This is a genomic window from Phenylobacterium sp. (assembly GCF_035944335.1).
In the GTDB taxonomy this organism is placed as follows: domain Bacteria; phylum Pseudomonadota; class Alphaproteobacteria; order Caulobacterales; family Caulobacteraceae; genus Phenylobacterium.
This window is the reverse complement of the sequence record NZ_DASZBG010000004.1, coordinates 35,333-52,859: the sequence shown is the minus strand read 5'-3', so window position 1 is coordinate 52,859 and position 17,527 is coordinate 35,333. Positions and strand designations below refer to the sequence as shown.

The 17,527-nt window shown below is 70.8% G+C and carries 13 protein-coding genes; 10 read left to right on the top strand and 3 right to left on the bottom strand.

The window, feature by feature from the left end; all coding sequences use genetic code 11:
- Nucleotides 1-93 precede the first annotated feature (93 nt).
- From otsB to VGT80_RS00570, 6 genes are all read left to right on the top strand, one after another.
- Nucleotides 94-843: a trehalose-phosphatase gene (gene otsB, locus VGT80_RS00595; RefSeq protein WP_327451962.1), complete on the top strand. Its 750-nt coding sequence runs from the start codon at nt 94-96 to the stop codon at nt 841-843.
- A complete protein-coding gene (locus VGT80_RS00590) occupies nt 840-2,240 on the top strand; it encodes an alpha,alpha-trehalose-phosphate synthase (UDP-forming) (RefSeq protein ID WP_327451960.1) in 1,401 nt (466 codons plus the stop codon). The genes otsB and VGT80_RS00590 overlap by 4 nt, the downstream gene beginning before the upstream one ends.
- A gap of 12 nt (nt 2,241-2,252) precedes the next feature.
- Complete coding sequence (ligD, locus tag VGT80_RS00585) at nt 2,253-4,871, top strand: DNA ligase D (RefSeq protein ID WP_327451958.1); 2,619 nt, start codon at nt 2,253-2,255, stop codon at nt 4,869-4,871.
- A gap of 84 nt (nt 4,872-4,955) precedes the next feature.
- Nucleotides 4,956-5,312, top strand: coding sequence for a DUF1428 domain-containing protein (locus VGT80_RS00580; protein WP_327451955.1), 357 nt, complete (start codon nt 4,956-4,958; stop codon nt 5,310-5,312).
- 82 nt (nt 5,313-5,394) lie between these two features.
- On the top strand, nt 5,395-5,772 hold the full coding sequence (locus VGT80_RS00575; RefSeq protein WP_327451953.1) for a VOC family protein: 378 nt from the start codon (nt 5,395-5,397) through the stop codon (nt 5,770-5,772).
- Nucleotides 5,773-5,850: 78 nt separating this feature from the next.
- Entirely contained in the window at nt 5,851-7,329 is a 1,479-nt protein-coding gene (locus tag VGT80_RS00570; RefSeq protein WP_327451951.1) for a carboxylesterase/lipase family protein, read from the top strand.
- 55 nt (nt 7,330-7,384) lie between these two features.
- On the opposite strand, the gene VGT80_RS00565 is transcribed toward VGT80_RS00570, so the two are convergent.
- Complete coding sequence (locus VGT80_RS00565; protein ID WP_327451949.1) at nt 7,385-8,563, bottom strand: NAD(P)/FAD-dependent oxidoreductase; 1,179 nt, start codon at nt 8,561-8,563, stop codon at nt 7,385-7,387.
- 90 nt (nt 8,564-8,653) lie between these two features.
- Between VGT80_RS00565 and VGT80_RS00560 the strand changes: the two genes are divergently transcribed.
- Nucleotides 8,654-9,418: a pseudouridine synthase gene (locus VGT80_RS00560; RefSeq protein WP_327451947.1), complete on the top strand. Its 765-nt coding sequence runs from the start codon at nt 8,654-8,656 to the stop codon at nt 9,416-9,418.
- Here VGT80_RS00560 and VGT80_RS00555 read toward each other — a convergent pair.
- Together VGT80_RS00555 and VGT80_RS00550 are read right to left on the bottom strand one after the other, a co-directional pair.
- The gene (locus VGT80_RS00555) at nt 9,415-10,278 is read right to left on the bottom strand and encodes a Ku protein (RefSeq protein WP_327451945.1); all 864 of its coding nucleotides are present in this window, start codon (nt 10,276-10,278) and stop codon (nt 9,415-9,417) included. The genes VGT80_RS00560 and VGT80_RS00555 overlap by 4 nt on opposite strands.
- Before the next feature lie 59 nt (nt 10,279-10,337).
- Nucleotides 10,338-11,864, bottom strand: a complete 1,527-nt coding sequence (locus VGT80_RS00550) for a carboxylesterase/lipase family protein (RefSeq protein WP_327451943.1) — start codon at nt 11,862-11,864, stop codon at nt 10,338-10,340.
- A 215-nt stretch (nt 11,865-12,079) separates the two neighbouring features.
- Between VGT80_RS00550 and VGT80_RS00545 the strand changes: the two genes are divergently transcribed.
- The 3 genes from VGT80_RS00545 to VGT80_RS00535 are packed head-to-tail and all read left to right on the top strand — an operon-like array spanning nt 12,080 to nt 17,512.
- Complete coding sequence (locus VGT80_RS00545; RefSeq protein ID WP_327451941.1) at nt 12,080-12,862, top strand: protein imuA; 783 nt, start codon at nt 12,080-12,082, stop codon at nt 12,860-12,862.
- The gene (locus tag VGT80_RS00540; RefSeq protein ID WP_327451939.1) at nt 12,783-14,321 is read left to right on the top strand and encodes a DNA polymerase Y family protein; all 1,539 of its coding nucleotides are present in this window, start codon (nt 12,783-12,785) and stop codon (nt 14,319-14,321) included. The genes VGT80_RS00545 and VGT80_RS00540 overlap by 80 nt, the downstream gene beginning before the upstream one ends.
- Complete coding sequence (locus tag VGT80_RS00535) at nt 14,318-17,512, top strand: error-prone DNA polymerase (protein WP_327451937.1); 3,195 nt, start codon at nt 14,318-14,320, stop codon at nt 17,510-17,512. The genes VGT80_RS00540 and VGT80_RS00535 overlap by 4 nt, the downstream gene beginning before the upstream one ends.
- Nucleotides 17,513-17,527 lie beyond the last annotated feature (15 nt).

The window sequence follows — 17,527 nt, the reverse complement described above, 5'->3', positions numbered from 1 at the left end:
TCAAGAGGACCACTGGCGTTCTTTTCCCTTACGCCAAACTGGATCGAAGAGGGGCGCCTGCGCGTTTCAATTCGATCCGGGGGCGACGAGTTGATGTCAATCGAAGAGCTCACCGCGCAACTGCCAGCTCCGAAGCCGCTGTCGCTTCGCGAGTGCGCGCTGTTCCTCGACCTCGACGGCACCCTGGCGCCCATCGCCGCGCGGCCGCAGGACGTGCGCCCCGACCGCCGCCGCACCGACCTTCTGGAGCGCCTCGCCGAGGTGACCGGCGGGCGGCTCGCCGTGGTCACCGGCCGCACGCTCGCCGACGTCGACCGTATCCTGGAGGGCCGGGTCATCGCCGTGGCCGCCGTGCATGGCCTGGTGCGGCGCGACTCCCGCGGCGCGGTCGACGCCACCTCCCAACACCCGAAGCTGCGCGAAGCCGCCGAGGCCTTCCGCGCCTTCGCCGCCCGCGATTCCGGCCTGCTGGTGGAGGACAAGGGGCTTTCCATCGCCCTGCACTTCCGCCTCGCGCGCCAGCACGCCGACGCCGCCCGCGTCTGCGCGCGCCGGCTCGCCGCCGAGACCGGCCTGACCCTGCAGGACGGCGACATGGTCGAGGAGCTGCGCACGCCGGGCCCCACCAAGGCCGACAGCGTGCGGGCGTTCATGGCCGAGCCGCCGTTCCATGGGTCCTGCCCGATGTTCCTCGGCGACGACACCACCGACGAGGACGGCTTCACCGCGGCCCGCGAGCTGGGCGGCGCCGGCATCCTGGTCGGCGCGCCGCGGGCCACCGGCGCCAAGTACCGCCTGGCCGGCGTCGAAGCCGCTCTCGCCTGGCTGGAGGCCGCGCTGTGAGTCGGCTGATCGTCGTTTCGAACCGGGTCAACCCGCCGTCCGGCGCCGGCGAGGAGAGCGTCGGCGGCCTGGCCATGGCGCTGGCCGCGGCGCTGCGGGAATATTCCGGCCTGTGGTTTGGCTGGTCCGGCCAGTCGACGCCGACCTTCACCGGCCAGCTCTCCATGCAGAAGATCGACGGCGTCACCGCCGCCACGGTCGACCTCGAGGAGAGCGACGTCGAGGAGTACTACAACGGCTACGCCAACAAGACCCTGTGGCCGCTGTTCCACTACCGCACCGACCTGGTGGCCTACGACCGCGCCTTCGGCGAAGGCTACCAGCGCGCCAACCGCCGCTTCGCCGAGACGCTGCGGCCGCTGATCGAGCCCGGGGACCTGATCTGGATCCACGACTACCACCTGATCCCCTTGGCCCGGGAGCTCAGGAAGCTCGGCCTGAAGAACCGCATGGGCTTCTTCCTGCACGTGCCGTGGCCGGCCTATCAGGTGTTCGTCACCCTGCCGGGCAGCCGCCAGCTGGTGGAGGCGCTGTTCGACTACGACCTGGTGGGCTTCCAGACCGAGGACTACCGCCAGGCTTTCGAGGAATATGTGCTCGCCGAGGCCGGCGGCGAGAAGGTGGGCGACGACGTCTTCAAGGCGTTCGGCCGCACCGTGCGCATCGGCGCCTTCCCGATCGGCATCGATGCCAAGGACTTCGGCCGCCTGCTGAAGAGCAGCCGGGCGCGACGGATGCGCGACCTGATGACCGCCTGCACGGTGTTCCGCCACCTGATCGTCGGCGTCGACCGGCTGGACTATTCCAAGGGCCTCGAAGAGCGCTTCACCGGCTTCGAGCGCTATCTGGACGCCAACCCGGACATGCGCCGCGAAGTGCTGATGCTGCAGATCGCCCCGGTCAGCCGCGAGAGCGTCGACGCCTACCAGGAAATCCGCGGCCGGCTGGACGCCATCTCCGGCCGCATCAACGGCGAGTTCGCCGACGTGGACTGGGCGCCGTTCCGCTATGTGAACAAGAACTATCGCCGCGATGAGCTGGCGGGCCTCTATGGCGCCGCCCGCGTCGGCCTGGTGACGCCCTTGCGCGACGGCATGAACCTGGTGGCCAAGGAGTTCGTGGCCTCGCAGAACCCCGACGATCCCGGCGTGCTGATCCTCTCGCGCTTCGCCGGGGCGGCCCGGCAGCTGACGGAGGCGCTGCTGGTCAACCCCAACAGCCCCGACGAGATCGCCGACGCCATCGAAAAGGCGCTCGCCATGGACAAGCCGGAGCGAATCCGCCGCTGGAGCGCTCTGTTCGACAACGTCCAGCGCGAGGACGTCACCGCCTGGCGCGACGCCTTCGTGGCGGCCCTGAAAGGCGTCGAGGAGCGTCGCACCGCGCTGGCCAGCTGAAGGGGACGCCGTTTGGCCAAGAAGGACCAGCTTAGCCGCTACCGCTCCATGCGGGACTTCACCCGGACCGCCGAGCCCGCCGGGGCCGAGGCGACCAAGCCCTCCAACCGCCTGCGCTTCGTGATCCAGAAGCACGCCGCCACCCGCCTGCACTATGACTTGCGCCTGGAGCTGGACGGGGTCTTCAAGTCCTGGGCGGTGACCCGCGGCCCTTCCCTCGACCCGCATGAGCGCCGGCTGGCCGTCGAGGTCGAGGACCATCCCCTCGACTACGGCGACTTCGAGGGCGCCATCCCCAAGGGCCAGTACGGCGGCGGCACGGTCCTGCTGTGGGACCGCGGCTACTGGGAGCCCGAGGGCGACCCGCACGCCATGCTCAGGAAGGGCGATTTCAAGTTCCGGCTGGAGGGTGAGCGGCTGCACGGCAGCTACGTCCTGGTGCGCATGAAGCGCCGCGAGCGGGAGAAGCGCGACAACTGGCTGCTCATCAAGCACCACGACGGCTATTCGATCGACGACAGCGGCTCGGCCATCACCGATCAGGAGACCAGCTCCATAGCCTCGGGCCGCTCCATGGACGAGATCGCCGCTGGCAAGGGCAAGGGACCGAAGGCCTTCATGACCGGAAAGAAGGGTCGCGCCTCAGCCAAGGCGGTCTGGCGATCGAACCGCGCCCAGCAGAACGACGCGGCGCCGAAGTCCGCGCCGCTGAAGGCCGCGCCGGCCCCCAAGCTGAAGGCCTCCGCCCTGCCCGGCTTCGTGCCGCCGCAGCTCGCCAAGTCCGTCGACCGGCCGCCGCCCGGGGCGGGCTGGGCGCACGAGATCAAGTTCGACGGCTACCGGCTGCAGCTGCGGGTCCACGGCGGCAAGGCGACGTTGAAGACCCGCGCCGGCCTCGACTGGACGGCGAAGTTCAAGGAGATCGCCAAGGCGGCCGCCGGCCTGCCCGATTGTATTGTCGACGGCGAGGCCTGTGCGCTCGACAGCCACGGCGCGCCGGACTTCCCTGCCTTGCAGGCCGCGCTCTCCGACGGCAAGACCCAGGATCTGGTGTTCTTCGCCTTCGACCTGCTGTTCACGGGCGGCGAAGACCTGCGCGAACGGCCGCTCAGCCAGCGCAAGGCGCGGCTGGCCGACCTGTTGGCCGACCAGCAGGCCGAGCCGCGCATCCGCTTTGTCGAGCACTTCGAGACCGGCGGGGAGGCGGTGCTGCAATCGGCCTGCCGCATGTCCCTCGAAGGCATCGTCTCCAAGCGGCTGAGCGCGCCCTATCGCTCGGGCCGCGGCGAGGACTGGGTGAAGGCCAAGTGCCGCGCCGGCCACGAGGTGGTGATCGGCGGCTGGTCGGGCGAGGCGGGCCAGCTGCGCTCCCTGCTGGTCGGCGTCCACCGCGGCGACAAGCTGGTCTATGTGGGCAAGGTCGGCACGGGATTCGGGCGCGACACCGTGCGCCGCGTGTTGCCGCGGCTGGAGAAGGTCGAGGCCAGGACCAGCCCCTTTACCGGCCCGGAAGCCCCCAAGCGCGGCGAGGCCCTGCATTGGGCGAAACCCGAGCTGGTCGCCGAGATCGAGTTCGCGGGCTTCACCGGCTCCGGCATGGTCCGCCAAGGCGCCTTCAAGGGGCTGCGCGAGGACAAGCCGGCCGATCAGGTGGTGGCCGAAACGCCGGCGCCAGTCGACACCGCCGAGGCCGCGCCCGCGCCGCTGATCTTCAAGCCCAAGGCGGAGGCGAGCCCGATCGTGCTCGGCGTTCGGCTCTCCAGCCCCGACAAGCCGCTGTGGTCCGACGGCGGCGACGGCAATCCCGTCACCAAGCTCGATCTCGCCCGATATCTGGAGACCGTCGGGCCCTGGATGATGACCCACATCAAGGGCCGCCCCTGCTCGATCATCCGCATGCCGGACGGCATCGCCGGCAAGGAGCGGTTCTTCCAGCGCCACGCGGGCAAGGGCTCCTCGGCCCTGCTCACCGAGGTCAAGGTGTTCGGCGACCACAAGCCCTACCTGCAGGTGGACCGCATCGAGGCGCTGATCGCGCTCGCCCAGGTGGCCGCCGTGGAATTCCACCCCTGGAACTGCCAGCCCGGCCAGCCGGAGACCCCCGGGCGGCTGGTCTTCGACCTGGATCCCGACGAGGACATCCCGTTCGAGCGGGTTATCGAAGGGGCCCTGGAGGTGAAGGCGCGCCTGGAGGCGCTCGGCCTCGAAGCCTTCTGCAAGACCACCGGCGGCAAGGGCCTGCACGTGGTGACGCCGCTGAAGGACGGGAAGGGCAAGACCGACTGGCCGACCGCCAAGAAATTCGCCCAGGACGTCTGCCTGGCGATCGCCGCCGACCAGCCTGACCGCTACGTCGTCAACATGGCCAAGGCCAAGCGGGTCGGCCGGATCTTCCTCGACTATCTGCGCAATGACCGGCTCTCGACGGCGGTGGCCCCGCTCTCGCCACGCGGACGGCCCGGCGCGCCCGTCTCCTTCCCGATCACCTGGGACCTGGTGAAGCCCGGCCTCGACCCCAAGCGCTGGACGATCCGCACCGCGCCGGACCTGCTGAAGAAAACCAAGGCCTGGGCCGACTACTGCGACGCCGAACGTCCGCTGGTGGACGCGATCAAGAAGCTGAAGCGTTGAGGCTCGCCCGGCGCGGCGAAGGCTGCTGACAAGACTGGGATTGCGTGGCGTGATGCTCCGGGATCCGCAACAGGAGCCCCAACCATGTATGTCTGCGGCTTGGTGATACCGGTGCCGGAGGATCGGCGGGACGCCTATCGCAAGTGGGCGGAGAACGGCGCGCGCTTCTTCCAGGAATACGGCTGCCTGGAGATCGTCGAGTGCTGGGAGGACTTCGTGCCCGACGGCCAGACGACGGACTTCCGCCGCGCCGTCGCGGCCAAGCCGGGCGAGAAGATCGTCTTCACCTGGCAGGTTTGGCCCGACAAAGAGAGCTTCTCCGCCGCCGAGGCGCGGATGCACGAGGATTCGCGCATGGATACGTCGGGCGAGCCGCCCTTCGACGCGCGACGCCTTATCCTCGGCTGCTTCGCCCCGGTCTTCTCGATGGGCCGGGATTGATCGTCGAACGGACTCGACCGGGGCCCGCGCTTTGCTCTAACTCGCCTCGAACCGGCTCAGCGCCGCAGGGAGGGATCACACCATGTTCTCGCACGTCATGATCGGCACCAACGACCTCGACCGGGCCAAGACCTTCTACGACGCGGTGCTCGGCGCCCTGGACATTCCGCCGGCCATGGTCGACCGCCATCGCATCTTCTACCGGACCAAGACCGGCGTGTTCTCCGTGTCGCTGCCCATCGACGGCGAGCCCGCGACCTGCGCCAACGGCGGCACCATCGGCTTCGCCTGCGCCACCACCGACCAGGCCGACGCCTGGCATGCGGCGGGCGTGGCCAACGGCGGGACGTCCATCGAGGACCCGCCCGGCGTGCGCGAAGGCGGCATGGGCAAGATGTATCTCGCCTATCTGCGCGACCCGGACGGCAACAAGATCTGCGCCCTGCACCGGATGGGCTGAGGACCGGCGGCCCGCTCGGACACATTGCCGAAACAGCCGGTCGCTAGTCAGCGGCCCATATTTTGGGGGGAATTTGAGATGATCCGACGGGCATTCGTCGCCGGCGCACTTGCGCTCGCTTTCGCCACCGCCTCCACGGCCGCTTTCGCGCAAGCCGCCGCGCCGGTCGTGAAGATCAGGCAAGGCGCGCTTTCCGGCGCCACCGCCGACGGCGCGTCCAGCTACCTCGGCATCCCCTACGCGGCCCCACCGATCGGCGAGCTGCGCTGGAAGCCGCCGGCGTCGGCCGCCGGCTGGAACGGGACGCGCGATGCGACCAAGCCCGGCGCGAGCTGCGAGAAGGACGTGGAGGACTGCCTCTATCTGAACGTCACCACCCCGGCCGGCGCCAAGCCTGGATCGAAACTGCCGGTGATGGTCTGGATCCACGGCGGGGCCTTCGTCGTCGGGACCTCCATGGGCGCGTTCGGCGCCACCCACGACGGGACCGAGTTCGCCCACCACGGGGTGATCACCGTCAGCCTCAACTACCGCCTGGGGCACGCCGGCTGGTTCGCCCATCCGGCGCTCGACAGGGAAGGCCACACCGCCAACTACGGCCTCGCCGACCAGATCGCGGCGTTGAAGTGGGTGAAGGCCAATATCGGGTCATTCGGCGGCGATCCGTCCAACGTCACCGTCTTCGGCGAGAGCGCCGGGGGCATCTCGGTGCTCTATCTGATGCTCGCGCCAGAGGCCCGCGGCCTGTTCCAGAAGGCGATCGGCGAGAGCAGCTTCCCGCGCCACACGCCCTATGACCTGGCCAAGGCCGACGCCATGGGCTTGGCCGCCGCCAAGGCCGCCGGGGTCGAGGGGACCGATGCGGCGACCGCCGCCGCGCTACGCGCCCTGCCGCTGTCCAAGCTTCCCTATTCCGGCGGCTTCACCGAGCGCGCCCAGCCGATCCTCGACGGCAAGCTGATCGTCTCGGGCATCACCCAGGGATTCGCCGCGGGTCGCCAGGCCAAGGTTCCGCTGCTGTTCGGCGGCAACTCCAACGAAGCGAGCCTGTTCAGGCCCACAGCCGCCCAGCTCGACGCCATGCCGGCGGCCGCGCAGGCGGCGATCAAGGCCGGCTACGATCCGCAGGGGACCGGCGACAAGCTGCGCACGATCAACGAGCTGGTCACCGACGAATTCATAACCGAGCCCGACCGCAACCTGGCCCGCATCGAGGCCAAGGCCGGCGTGCCGGTCTGGCTCTATTTCTTCTCCTTCGTCCCGGAGAAGACGCGCGCGACCTCGCAGGGCGCGGGCCACGTCACCGAGGTCCGCTTCGTGTTCGGCGGCGACAAGCAGAAGTTCGCCCCCGAAGAGGTCGCGCTCTCGAAATCGATGAACGCCTACTGGGCGGCCTTCGCCAAGTCCGGCAATCCGGACAGCGCCGGCGGCGTGCCCTGGCCGAGGTTCGATGTGGCCCACGAGGCGTCCCTCGAGTTCGGCGCCGACGGCGTCCATCCGCACGAGCACCAGTTCAAGGCCCGCCTCGACGTGGCCGAACAACTGCAGCCGAAGTGACGCCCGCAAGGGTGTCATCCCGGTTTTCACCTCGGCGGAAGACCGGGATCCAGTCCTAGACAGCCTGCCCCGCGGCCCAGCCGCTGGCCCAGGCCCACTGGAAATTGTAGCCGCCGAGCCAGCCCGTAACGTCGACCGCCTCGCCCACCACATAGAGGCCGTGGACGGCCTTGGCCTGCATCGTGCGGCTGTCGAGGCCCGCGGTGTCGACGCCGCCCAGCGTCACCTCGGCGGTGCGGTAACCCTCCGAGCCCACCGGCTTCACCCGCCAGCGGTTCACCGCCTCGGCGACCCGGCGCAGGGTCTTGTCCGGTGTATCGGCCACCCGGCCGGTCGCGCCCTCTCGCTCGGCGATGTGATGCGCCAGCCGATGGGGCAGCCAGCCGCCCAGCACCGTCGCCACGGCCTGCTTGCCGTGACCGCTCCGCGCGGCCCGGAGATCCTCGAACACATCGACGCCCGGCGCCAGGTCGATCCCGATCTCCTGCCCCTCGCGCCAGAAGGACGAGATCTGCAGGATCGCGGGGCCCGAGACCCCGCGATGGGTGAAGAGCATCGCCTCGTCGAAGCTCGTCTTGCCGCAGCTCACCCGCGCCTCCACGGCGACGCCCGTGAGGCCCTTCAGCGGCTGCAGCACGCTGACGTCGAAGGTCAGCGGCACGAGCGCGGGCCGCGTCTCCGTCACCGCCAGTCCGAATTGCCGGGCGATCTCATAGGCAAAGCCCGTGGCCCCCATCTTCGGGATCGACTTGCCGCCGGTCGCCACGACCAGGGCCTCGCAGGCGATCCGCCCGCCGCCCAGCGCCAGCTCGAAGCCGTCGGCCGCCCGCTCGATCCGGTCGACCGTCGCGCCCAGCCGCAAGGTCGCCCCGGCCCCGCGCACCTCGGAGAGCAGCATGTCGATGATCTCGCGCGCGCTGCCGTCGCAGAACAGCTGGCCCAGCGTCTTTTCGTGCCAGGGGATGCGGTGGCGATCGACCAGCGCGATGAAGTCGGCCGGCGTGTAGCGGCTGAGCGCCGAGATGCAGAACCGCGGGTTCTGCGACAGGAACTGCGCGGGCGTCGTGCGGGTGTTGGTGAAGTTGCAGCGCCCGCCGCCTGAGATGCGGATCTTCTCGCCGGGGGCCGCCGCGTGATCCAGCACCAGAACGGAGCGCCCGCGCTTGCCCGCCTCGATGGCGCACATCATGCCCGCCGCGCCGGCGCCGACGATCACGACATCGAACCGCTCCATGGCCCGCTCTTAGCCGGCTTGCCGGAGCGACAGCCAGCAAAAGTGGAGACCGCTTTTGCGTCCGGCCGCGCGACCACTTAACAAGCCCTCATGGCCTGGACCCGCCGCTACGACGACGCCGAGCCGCAGCGGGTGAACCGCTGGCTGGCGCAGCAGGGCGTCTGCTCGCGGCGCGAGGCCGAGGCGCTGATCGCGGGCGGGCTGGTCGTCATCGACGGGGCTGTGGTCGAGGACGTCGGCCGCAAAATCCTGCCCGGCCAGACCCTGACGCTGGCCGACCGCGCCGAGGCGGGCCTGGCCGCCCAGCTGACCGCCGTGCTGCACAAGCCGGTCGGCGTGGTCTCCGCCCAGCCGGAGCCTGGCCAGACGCCGGCCGTGCGCCTGCTCTCCAGGGCCAACCTGATGGGCGAGGCGCCCTCCATCCCCGGCGCCGAGGCGAGCCTCGCCCCGCTCGGCCGGCTCGACATGGATAGCCGCGGCCTGCTGCTGCTGTCCGAGGACGGGGTGCTGGCCAAGGCGGTGATCGGGCCGGAATCCCAACTCGACAAGGAATACCTGGTCCGCATCACGGGCCAGGTCACCGAGGGCAAGCTCAAGCAGCTGCGGCACGGCCTGCGGCTTGACGGCCGCCAGTTGAAGCCCGCCAAGGTGAGCGTGGTCGGCGACCAGCGCCTGCGCATCGTGCTGACCGAAGGCCGCAACCGCCAGATCCGCCGAATGTGCGACCTCGTCGGCCTCTCGGTCACCGACCTGTTCCGCGTCCGGATCGGGCCCCTGGAACTGGGCGACCTGCCGGAGGGGAAATGGCGGGCCCTGACGGCGGATGAACGGGCCGCCCTGTTGAAAGCCAGCTAGGCCCGCTTCTTCGCCGCGGCCTTCTTCGGCGCGCTTTTCTTGGCCGAACCCGCCTTGCTCCGCGCCGCGGGCTTGCGCCGGTCGCCGCCGGTCTGGCCGAGGCTGCGCTTGAGGGCGTCCATCAGGTCGATGACCTCGGCCTCCTTGGGCTCCTTCACCGTCGCGATCTTGTGGCCCTTCTCCTTCTCGGCGACGAGCTCGCGCAGGGCGTCCTCGTAGCGGTCGGTGAACTGGCTGGGATCGAAGGGGCCTTCCAACTGGTCGATGATCTTGGCGGCGATCTCGACCATCTGCCGGTTGGGCTTCTCGTCGGGAATCTTGTCGAACAGCTCGTCGGGGTCCTTCACCTCGCGCCGGGAGCGGATCGTATAGGCGAGGATGCCCTTATCGCGCGGCTCCAGCGCCATCAACCGCTCGCGCTGGTGCATGACAAGGCGCCCCAGCGCCACCTTGTCCGAGGTCTCCATGGCCTCGCGGATCACCGTGAAGGCCTCCAGCGCCATGTCGCCGTCGGGGACCAGGAAATAGGGGTCGTTCCAGTACAGCCGGTCGATGTCGGCCTCGTCGACGAACCGCTCGATGTCCAGCGTCCGGGTGGTCGGCAGCCGCACGTTGGCGATCTCGTCGTCGGTGATGACGACGTAGTGGCCCTTCTCCACCTCGTAGCCCTTGACGATGTCGGCGCGGTCCACCGGCCCGCTCTCCGGATCGGTGGGGATCATCCGGATTCGGTTGTGGGTCGTCTTGCTCAACATGTTGAAGTGCACCTCGCTGGTGCGCGACGTGCCCGTGTAGAGCGCCACGGGGCAGCTCACGAGGCTGAGCCGCAGGTATCCCTGCCAAGTGGGTCGCGTGGCCATTCTGGCGCCTCCGGAAGTCGAGAGTCCGGAAACGCCGGGCGCGGCGATTCAGTTCGGAGCTACTTCCCGAGCGCCAGCGTCGGCAGGACGGCGCCTTCCTGGGCGTCGAGCTGGGCCTTGCGCAGGTGCGTCCGCACGCCGGAGGCGGCGCCGAACTCCATCAGCTGATCGCCCGAGGGCGTGTAGGCCGGCCAGGGCTCGGCGCCGCACTTGGGCGCGCCGGTCTTGGCGAAGGCCACCCAGCAGGCGTGCATCAGGGCCGCCGTGCGCTTGTCCTCGTCGGAGACCAGGCTCATCGGCGTGCGCCGGCCCCAGTATTCCCAGACGTACTGGATCTCGTCAGCGTGGCTGGCCCGGGTCTTGGCCGGCCGGAAGCGGCTGCCGATGTAGGAGAAATAGTAGAGCCACGCCGGCTTGCCGCCCGAGGCCCTGGCCGCCACCCAGCGCGCCGGACCGCCCATTACCCGGTCGGTGAACACCGCGCGGGCCACCAGTTCGTCGCTGACCGCCGCCTCGTCGCGGTAGACCAGCTTGGCGGCCGGGGGCGCGAACGCCGCCACCCGCGGCGCCGGCATGGGGCTGGGGCCCAGCAGGGAATCCTCGCCGGAGTTGGAGCCGATGATCAGCGGCACGTCGTCGAAATGCCCGTCGGCCAGCGCCTGGCTCGGCGTCTCCTTCATCAGCACCCCATCGGTGATCGGGCCGTAGTTCATGCTGACCGGGACCAGCTTCTCCACGGGCAGGGACCGCAGTTCCGCCGCGGCGGAGCCCGGCGCGATGCCCGCCGCCGCCAGCGCGCCGGCGCCCTTCTTCTCCTCGGCCGCCAGGGTCGTCGGCTCGAACCAGCCCGCGCCGGATTCCACGATGGCCTTCTGGTAGAGCCCGCGCGCCGAGGGCGTGGCCAGCAGCGCCAGGGTCGACATCCCCCCGGCGCTCTCGCCGAACACCGTCACGTTCTTCGGATCGCCGCCGAACGTGGCGATGTTCCGCTGCACCCACTTCAGGGCCGCGATCTGGTCCATCAGGCCGTAGTTGGCGACCGGCTCGCCGCGCGGCGCGGCCTTCGTCAGGGCCGGATGGGCGAAGTAGCCGAGCGCGCCCAGCCGGTAGTTGATCGTCACCACCACCACGCCGTCGCGGGCGAAGTTCAGGCCGTCATAGACCCAGCCCGCGCCGGTCCGGTGGCCGCCGCCGTGGATCCACACCATCACCGGCGCGGCCTTGGCCTTCTTCGGCGCGAAGACGTTGAGCTGCAGGCAGTCCTCCGAGGTTGGCCCATTGGCGCCGCCGGAGTTGGGGCTGTTGTCGGGGTTCATCGGCTGCGGGCACGAGACGCCCGGGAACACCGCCGGGCGCTCGCCGGTCCAGGGCCTGGCCGGCTGCGGCGGCCGCCAGCGCAGCGGCCCGACCGGCGGGGCGGCATAGGGGATGTTGCGGAACGCATTGCCGGTGTCGTGGGCGATGCCCAGCAGGACGCCGCCATCGACCCGCGTGCGGACCGTGTCGATGCCGGCAAGCGACTGCGCCCGGCCGGCGCCGGCCGCCAGCAGCACCGCCGCGGCCGTGGCGATCAGGATCACTCGCATCGTCCCCTCCGAAAGTCGCGGGGCGATTAGGACGCCAATCCGGCGCCGCCGCAAGGCCGCCTTCGCGGGTCTCACTGGAGCTTCGGCGCGGCTGCCCAGAAGCCCAGGACCTTCGACTTCAGCGGCGCTTAGCGGCGCTGCGGCAAATCTCCGGGAACTTGACTCCCCCCGTTCCGGGTTTAGAACAAACTCGGAACATAAGGAGTCCGAAAGCCGTGTCCGATTTTCGCGGAGGCGCCTTGGCCGCGCTGCGAGCGGAGATCGCCGCCCTCGAAGCGGGCGGACGGGCGGACTGCGACTTCCTGCCCTTCGGCGACCCGGCCGTCGATGGGCTGCTGCCCGGCGGCGGCCTGCCGCTCGGCCGCTGGCACGAAATCACCGGCGGCGGTCTGGAGGCCGAGACCTCCGCCGCGCCGGCCGCCTTCGCGGCCTTGATGGCGGCGCCCCTGGCGGCCCGCGGCGAGGCGGTCTGGGTGTTCCGTCGAGACGACCTGTTCGCGCCGGGCCTGGCCGGCCTCGGCTTCCCAGCCGAGAAGCTGATCCAGGTCTGCGCCCGCGACGCGGCCGAAGCGCTGTCCATCATGGAGGATGCGCTCTCGACGCTCGGCGTCGCCGCCGTGATCGGTGAGGCGGAGGACGTCGACCTGACCGCCGGCCGGCGGCTGCAGCTGGCCTGCGAGAAGCGCGGGTCGACCGCCTTCGTCCTGCGCCGCAGCCCGTTCGGCGAACGGATGAAGCGCGGGGCCGGGTCTGCCGCCGCCACCCGCTGGCGCGTGGCCTCGGCCCCCTCCGAGCCGCCGGCCGGCGAGTTCGGCCTGGGCGCGCCGCGCTTCGAGGTCGCCCTGGAACGCTGCCGCGGCGGACGCACCGGCGCCTTCCTGTTCGAGGCGCCAGAAGCCTATTCTTTGGAGACAACCGATGGCGCGCATCCTTTGCGCCTGGTCGCCGACCTGGGCGATCGCCAACTGGCGCCGGCGCAACACCGACACGCCGCCTGAACCCCAGCCGCCCGCCCCCTTCGCCCTGGTCGAGACGGTCCGCGGGACCCGCCGGATCGCGGCGGTCAGCCTGGAGGCTGCGCGGCTGCGCCTCTATCCCGGCCAGAAGGCCACCGACGCCTTCGCCATCGCGCCGGAACTTGCGACCGCCGAGGCCGAGCCGGAGGCCGACGCCGCGGCGCTGGCGGCCCTCGTCGACTGGTGCATGCGCTATTCCCCGGCGGTGGCCGCCGACGCGCCGGATGGGTTGTTCCTGGACATCACCGGGGTCGACCACCTGTGGGGCGGCGAGGCCGAACTGATGGCCGACTTCCAGCAACGCCTCTTCGCCAACGGCCTGCCGTTCCGCTGCGCCATCGCCGACACCCCGGCCGCCGCCTGGGGCCTCGCCCACTATGGCGAGGACGGGATCATCGCCCCGCCCGGCGGCCAGCAGGCGGCGCTCGCCCCCCTGCCGCCCGCGGCCCTGCGGCTCGAGACCGAGACCGCCGCCCAGATCGAGCGGTTGGGCTTGCGCCGGCTCGCCCAGCTGTTCGCCCTGCCCCGCGCGCCCTTCGCCAAGCGGTTCGGCAAACAGACCTTGATGCGCCTCGACCAGGCGCTTGGCCGCACGCGCGAGGCGCTCACCTATCGCCGCCCGCCGACGCCGTGGGTCGCGCGGCTCGCCTTCGCCGAGCCGATCAGCACGCCGGAGGACATGGCCCGCGTGGCCTTCGACGCGTCGGCCGGCCTGTGCGCGCGGCTGGAGCGCGAGGGCAAGGGCGCGCGCCGCTTCGAGCTCTATTTCCACCGCCTCGACGGCCAGTGTCCCTCGGTGACCGCCGGCCTGGCTCTGCCGGGCCGCGACGCCCGGCGGATCGCCAAGCTGCTGGCCCCCAAGATCGAAAGCATCGATCCGGGCTTCGGGGTCGAGATCGTCACCCTCACCGCCAGCGAGGTCGAGACCCTGTCCGGCCGACAGGCGAAGCTGGAGGGCGCCGCCCAGCCCGGCGTCGAGGACGGACTCCTGCCGCTGATCGACCGGCTGACCAACCGGCTGGGCGAGGACCGCGTCTGGCGCGCCGCCCCCGTGGAGAGCCACGTGCCGGAGCTGTCGGTCGCCCACGCCACGCCGCTCGGTCCGACCGCGGAGGCCCGGCCCTGGGACCCGGCGACGCCGCGCCCCATCCGCCTGTTCCGCCGTCCCGAGCCGTTGGAGGGCGTCATCGCCCTGACCCCCGACGATCCGCCCAGCCAGTTCCGCTGGCGCGGCCGCGTCCACCGCGTGCGCCGCGCCGAGGGGCCCGAACGCATCGCCGAGGAATGGTGGAAACGCCAGATCGAGGACATCAGCACGGGCCGCGTCCGCGACTACTACCGGGTGGAGGACGCCGAGGGCGGCCGCTTCTGGCTGTTCCGCGCCGGCCTCTATGAGCCCAATGAACCGCCCAAGTGGTGGCTGCACGGGCTGTTCGGATGACCCGCTACGCCGAACTGCAGGCCGCCACCAATTTCTCGTTCCTGCGCGGTGCGTCGCATCCGCACGAGCTGGTCAACGGCGCCCATGTGCTGGGGCTGGAGGCCATCGGCATCTGCGACCGCAACTCGCTCGCCGGCGTGGTCCGCGCCTGGTCGGAGATGCAGGCCCGCCGGGCGGCCGGGTCCCAGGTTCGCGCGCTCACCGGCTGCCGGCTGGACTTCGCCGACGCGACGCCGAGCCTGCTGGTCTATCCCTCCGATCGCGAGGCCTATGGCCGGCTTACCCGCCTGCTCACCCTGGGCCAGCGCCGCGCCGAGAAGGGTGGGTGCGAGCTCCATTGGGCCGATTTCCTCGACCACGCCGAGGGCCAGCTGGTGCTGGTGGTCCCGCCCGAGCGCCTGGACGGCGCCTTCGAGATCGGCCTCAAGCGCATCTCAGGGGCGCTGCCCGACGTCTGGCTGGCGGCGGCGCGGCGCTACGGCGCGCGCGACCTGCAGCGCCTGTCGCGGCTGGCCGGCCTCGCTCAGTCGGCCCGCGCCCCGATGGTGGCGGTGAACGACGTGCTCTACCACGGCCCCGAGCGGCGGCCGCTGCAGGACGTGCTGACCTGCATCCGCGAGGGCTGCACGGTGACGCAGGCCGGCCTGCGTCTCGCGGCCAATGCCGAGCGGCACCTGAAGTCGCCGGACGAGATGGCCCGCCTGTTCGCCAGATACCCCGGCGCGGTGGAGCGCAGCGTCGAGATCGCCGAGCGGATCGGTTTCGACCTCGGCCAGCTCCGCTACGAATATCCCGACGAGCCGGTGCCGCCCGGCAAGACCGCCATCGAGCACCTGCGCGATCTCACCTGGGAGGGCGCCGCTTGGCGGTTCGAAAACGGCATGGGCGAGAAGGAGCGGGAGACGATCCAGAAGGAGCTCGACCTGATCGAGAGACTCGATTTCGCCAACTACTTCCTGACCGTCCACGACATCGTCAGATGGGCGCGGGACGAGGACATCCTCTGCCAGGGCCGCGGGTCGGCGGCCAACTCCTGCGTCTGCTTCTGCCTGGGCGTCACCGCAGTCGATCCGACCAAGAAGAACCAGGATCTGCTGTTCTCCCGCTTCATCTCCGAGCGGCGCGGCGAGCCGCCGGATATCGACGTCGACTTCGAGCACAGCCGCCGCGAAGAGGTGATGCAATACGTCTATCGCCGCTACACCCGCGACCGGGCGGCCATCGTGGCGACGGTGATCCACTATCGGCCGCGCATGGCGATCCGCCAGGTGGGCAAGGCGCTGGGCCTCACCGAGGATATCACCGCCGCGCTCGCGGGCACCGTCTGGGGTTCCTACGGCGACGGCGTGCCGGACGAGCACATCAGGCAGGTGGGCTTGAATCCCGATGCGCCGGAGATCCGCCGAGCCACGGCGCTGGCCCAGGAGCTGCTGGGCTTCCCCCGCCACCTTTCGCAGCACGTGGGCGGCTATGTGCTGACCAAGCGCCGGCTCGACGAGACGGTGCCGATCGGCAACGCCGCCATGGCCGAGCGCACCTTCATCGAGTGGGACAAGGACGACATCGACGCGCTCGGCCTGATGAAGGTCGACGTGCTGGCGCTGGGCATGCTGACCGCCTTGAAGGAAAGCCTGACCCTCCTGGGCATCGGCGACATCGCCGACATCCCGCAGGAAGATCCGGCGGTCTACGAGATGCTCTGCCACGCCGACAGCGTGGGCGTGTTCCAGGTGGAGAGCCGGGCGCAGATGTCCATGCTGCCGAGGCTCAAGCCGCGGGAGTTCTACGACCTGGTCATCGAGGTGGCGATCGTCCGGCCGGGCCCCATCCAGGGCGACATGGTCCATCCCTACCTGCGCCGGCGCGATGGCGTGGAGCCGGTGGAATTCCCCTCGCCCGCGCCGGAACACGGGCCGCCGGACGAACTGCGCCAGGTGCTCGGCAAGACGCTCGGCGTGCCGCTGTTCCAGGAACAGGCCATGCGGCTGGCCATCGAGGCGGCGAAGTTCACCGAGGACGAGGCCGACGGCCTGCGCCGCTCCATGGCCACCTTCCGGGCCAACGGCAAGCTGCACGAATACCGCGACAAGTTCATCGAGGGCATGGCGCGCCGCGGCTATGAGCGGGACTTCGCCGAGCGCTGCTTCAAGCAGATCGAGGGCTTCGGCTCCTACGGCTTCCCGGAGAGCCACGCGATCAGCTTCGCCCTGCTGGTCTATGCCTCGGCCTGGGTGAAATGGCATCGCCCGGACGTCTTCCTGGTCAGCCTGCTCAACGCCCAGCCCATGGGTTTCTACCAGCCCGCCCAGCTGGTCCGCGACGCCCGCGAGCACGGGGTGGAGGTGCGCCCGCCGGACGTGATGGCGAGCGGCTGGAACTCGACGCTGGAAGACCCCGACGATCCCCGCATGCCCCGCCGCCCCGTCCGCCTGGGGCTGCGGCAGGTGAAGGGCTTCAAGGAGGCGGACGCCGAGGCCCTGCTGGCGGCCCGCCACGCCGGCGCCCGCACCCTGGAGGATTTCGCCCTGCGCGCCGGCCTCACCCGCCGGGCGCTGGAGCTGTTGGCCGAGGCCGACGCCTTCCGCTCGCTGGGCCTCGACCGCCGCGCCGCGCTCTGGGCGGTGAAGGGACTGGGCGGCGAGATCGGCGTCGAGGCCAACGCCCCCCTGCTCGCCCGCCAGGCCTTCAAGGAAGCGCAGGTCCAGCTGCCCTTCATGAGCGCCCCGCAGCACGTGGCCGAGGACTACCGCACCACCAGCCTCTCCCTGAAAGCCCATCCCGTGAGCTTCTTCCGCGAGGCCCTGGCCCGCGCCGGCGCCACGCCCGCCGCGGCGCTGAAGACCCTGGGCGACCGGCGGCGGCTGTCGGTGGGCGGGCTGGTGCTGGTGCGCCAGCGGCCCGGCACCGCCAAGGGCGTGGTGTTCATGACGCTGGAGGACGAGACCGGCATCGCCAACATCGTCGTCTGGAAGGACGCCTTCGAGGCCAACCGCCGGCTGGTGATGGGGGCCTCCTTCGTCATCGTGCACGGCCAGCTGCAGAAGGAGGGCGAGGTCATCCACCTGGTGGCCGAGCGCTTCACCGACCTCTCCGAGAGGCTCGGCGAGATGCGCGACGACGAGGGCGCCCCGCCGCCCGCCATCCGGAACCGCGTCACGGGCCGCCTGATCCGCAGCCGGGACTTCCACTGACGCCTCGTCCGACGC